The 2,975-nt window shown below is 63.4% G+C and carries 3 protein-coding genes; all 3 read right to left on the bottom strand.

Features of this window, described 5'->3' with window-relative positions:
- Positions 1 to 565, bottom strand: a 565-nt coding sequence (locus tag BG35_RS13740) for a Calx-beta domain-containing protein (protein ID WP_236619838.1), incomplete at its 3' end; no start/stop codon positions are given.
- 553 nt (positions 566 to 1,118) lie between these two features.
- Positions 1,119 to 2,144 (bottom strand): NAD-dependent epimerase, encoded by a 1,026-nt coding sequence (locus BG35_RS0108310; RefSeq protein WP_034418032.1) that lies wholly within the window; start codon positions 2,142 to 2,144, stop codon positions 1,119 to 1,121.
- The coding region (locus BG35_RS0108315; RefSeq protein WP_025782463.1) for a mannose-1-phosphate guanylyltransferase/mannose-6-phosphate isomerase at positions 2,125 to 2,975 on the bottom strand (851 nt) is incomplete at its 5' end. The genes BG35_RS0108310 and BG35_RS0108315, both read right to left, overlap by 20 nt.

Below are 2,975 nucleotides of genomic sequence, written 5' to 3' on the forward strand. Positions count from 1 at the left end.
CGGTGATCGTCACGGGGATGGTCACACTCGTTGCGCCCGCGGGCATGGATACGGAGTTGGTAACGGTGAAGTCACTGCCGGCCGTGGCCGTGCCGCCCACGGTGTAGTTCAGGGTGGTGGCGCTGGGGGGCGGCGGGGAAACGTTCACCGTCACGTTGGCCGTGCCCGCCGCCTCGCTGACCAACTGGTCATCGCCGTCGAAGGACGGGCGGGGCGTATCGTCGTCGGCGATGGTCACGGTCATGGTCTTCCGCTCGCCAAGCTTCTGCTGCGTGCCGAGTTCGTAGCCCTCGCCTGGGAGCAGGGTCAGGATCACCGTCTCGTCGTCTTCGAGGAGGCTGTCGTCAATGATGTTCACACGCAAGCCCACCTGGCCGGTGTTGCCCGCAGCAGACATGTACAGAGTACCGGAGGCCGGAATGAAATCACTGTTCGCCGTGGCGGTGCCGGCGCTTATGCTGTACTTCACGTTGATGTCTTCGAAGCAAGGTGGAGGAACGCTGCTTATGATCGCGGTGTACCCTGAGCCTTCGTTGATCCTTGTTGAGCTACGGCTGGCAGGCATGAAAGACACTCTTGGACCACCGATCCCAAGATTCTGGTACTTAGCGTCACACTGGGCCTTCCTTGCTGCGGCACGTGCTTCCTTTGCCTGTCTTTCTTTCCGTTCGTCCTCTTCTTGTTTCTTTTGCAGGCGAGTTGCACACCACAGGCGATCTGCCTCGGAATTACCGTCAATTATGTATTGATCCCATATTCTATTCCAGTCTTTTCTATCGTATCTGTACTTTCTGTAACTCCAGTCACATATCACCGCACTTGCCTCACTTGCCTGTGCATGGCTTGGGAAGATTGCCGGCAGCGGCAGGAAAACAAGGCCGGCGGCAGGCAGAATGGCGCCGGCAAATGCCGGCCATGCCCAACGCCAACCGTGTCCACGGCCTGGCGCCCGCCCGTCAACGTCCGGGCCGGATCCGCCGGAGAGGAGTCTGGAGAGGAGTCTTTTGTCTTCCATGATTGCCATGCTTTGTCACACAATAGCCTTTCACATGATTTTTGCAACGGACGAGTACGTTTCAAATGTTACCCTCGGAGTCCCATGGTGGCCGGGGGAGGGATCAGCAGCCGTGGTAAGCCCGGTACCAGGCCACAAATCGTGCCAGGCCGTCCCGGAGCCTGGCGCCGGGTTGGAAGCCCACGGCCTGTTGCAGGGCGGACACGTCGGCATGGGTCTGTTGCACGTCCCCGGCCTGCATGGGCAGGAACTCCACAACAGCCTTTTTCCCCAGGGCCTCCTCCAGCAGCCGGATGAACTCCAGCAGGGGGACCGGGGACCGGTTGCCGATATTGAATACGCGCCATGGGGCATGACTGGCGGCCGCCGTGGGCGGCTCGTCCATGGGTTGAGTCCCGGGTTGGGGCGGCTGGGGCAACAGACGCACCAGGCTGTCCACCACGTCGTCCACGTAGGTGAAGTCCCGCCCCATGCGCCCATGGTTAAACACCTGCAACGGCTCCCCCGCCAGGATTTTGCGGGTGAAGGTCCAGTAGGCCATGTCGGGTCGGCCCCAGGGGCCGTAGACCGTGAAGAAGCGCAGGCCGGTGCATGGCAGCCCGAACAGGTGGCTGTAGGTGTGGGCCATGAGTTCATTGGCCCTTTTTGTGGCGCCGTAGAGGCTCACGGGGTGGTCCGCGGGATCCGTCTCGGCAAAGGGCAGCTTGCGGTTGGCGCCGTAGACCGAACTGCTGCTGGCATAGACCAGGTGGGGAACTTGCTGGCGACGGCAGCCCTCCAGCACATGGCCGAAGGCCACCAGGTTGCTGTTGATGTAGGCGGCGGGATTCTCCAGGGAGTAGCGCACCCCGGCCTGGGCCGCCAGATGGACCACCGCACGGAAACGGGTCCGGGCAAAGAGGGCCGCACAATCCTTCCCCTGGGCCAGATCCATCTCCACAAACCGGAACCGGGACCAGGGTTGCAGTTGGGCCAGGCGGTCCCGTTTCAGTTGGGGGGAGTAGTAGGCATTGCAGTTATCCAGGCCCACCACGGGCACGTCGGCCTGCACCAGGGCCCGGCTCAGATGAAAGCCGATGAAACCGGCGGCGCCCGTCACCAGGACCGGCTCAATCCGATGTGCGTCCATAGTGATCCTCAAAGCGGACAATGTCGTCTTCCCCCAGATAGGGTCCGCTCTGCACCTCGATGATCTCCAGGGGAATGCGGCCGGGGTTACTGAGTCGGTGACGACAGCCCAGGGGGATATAGGCGCTCTGGTTCTCGCTGAGCAGCAGGGTGTCCCCGTCCCGTTCCACCCGGGCCGTGCCCTGCACCACCACCCAGTGCTCGGCGCGATGGTGGTGCATCTGCAACGACAAGGCGCAGCCCGGCTTCACGTGGATTTTCTTCACCTGCCAGCGTTGCCCCTCCACCCCCGTGTCGTAGTGCCCCCATGGTCGATAGATGCGCTGGTGGGCCTGGGCTTCCCGGGCCCCGGCAGCCTGAAGGCGGGCCACCACCTGCTTCACCGCCTGGGTCCGGTCCCGTCGGGCCACCAGAACAGCGTCGTCGGTTTCCACCACCACCAGGTTCTCCAGGCCCAGAGCCACCACCAGGCGGTGTTCACTGCGAAGGTAGCAGTTGCGTGCGTCTTCATGGAGGACGCGGCCATACAGGATGTTGGCCTGCTCATCCTGCTCCCCTTCCCGCCAGAGGGCGCTCCAGTTGCCCACGTCACTCCAGCCCGCTGTCATGGGGGCCACGCTGCCCAACCGGGTCTGCTCCATCACGGCCACGTCGATGGACACCGTGGGGCAGCGGCGGAACGCCTCCGGCTCCAGGCGGAGAAAATCCAGATCCGTACGGGCCTGCTGGAGGGACGCACGGGCCGCCTGCAGCAGGTCGGGCGCGCAACGCCCCAACTCCCCCACCATCACCCCGGCGCGAAACAGAAAGATGCCGCTGTTCCAACGGAAGC

Origin of the sequence: Candidatus Synechococcus spongiarum SH4 (genome assembly GCF_000586015.1) — a bacterium.
In the GTDB taxonomy this organism is placed as follows: domain Bacteria; phylum Cyanobacteriota; class Cyanobacteriia; order PCC-6307; family Cyanobiaceae; genus Synechococcus_B; species Synechococcus_B spongiarum_F.

What these genes read in the sequence shown, in the direction of transcription:
- BG35_RS0108310 (WP_034418032.1), bottom strand. Translation starts at nt 2,144, where the DNA reads ATGGACGCACATCGGATTGAGCCGGTCCTGGTGACGGGCGCCGCCGGT.